Here is a 451-nt window from a genome sequence, read left to right as displayed (position 1 = left end):
TTATGGGATTCGTCAAACAGGGGCAAGGTCAGGTTGCAGTCAAGAATGCTGCGGTCAAAAAGGCGACTGCAAAGAAGGCGCTGCCGGTAGCAGGCAAGAAGAAATGGACGCAAAGAGCGCCGGCCGAAGCGGAGGGTGGGGGTCAAGGTCGAAGATGAGCCGGTCGGGCTTGTCCACTGTCATACACAGCCGGTAGCGAGGGGGTAAAAAGTTGTGTGTAAACGGTCATTTGGCAGGAGACTGCCATCACCAGGAGCATAGATGACCGTAGCGAAACGCAATAAAAAAGAGAAGCCCGATCCTGAACTCGTCAAGCTGGCAGACAGCCTGCTGGCGAACTACCAGAAGCCAGAGGACCTGATCGGCGAGAATGGCCTGCTCAAGCAACTGACCAAGATGCTGGTGGAGCGGGCGCTCGAGACGGAGATGTCCGAGCATCTGGGCCATGGCA

The 451-nt window shown here is 56.5% G+C and carries 1 pseudogene; it reads left to right on the top strand.

The window, feature by feature from the left end:
* Positions 1–261 precede the first annotated feature (261 nt).
* Positions 262–451, top strand: a pseudogene (locus VSR34_RS38600) (IS256 family transposase); the annotation flags it as partial.

The sequence above is a fragment of the Paraburkholderia sp. JHI2823 genome (assembly GCF_038900695.1).
Lineage (GTDB): Bacteria > Pseudomonadota > Gammaproteobacteria > Burkholderiales > Burkholderiaceae > Paraburkholderia > Paraburkholderia mimosarum.
Note: the sequence above shows the minus strand (reverse complement) of the source record. Positions and strands in the feature narration are given on the sequence as shown.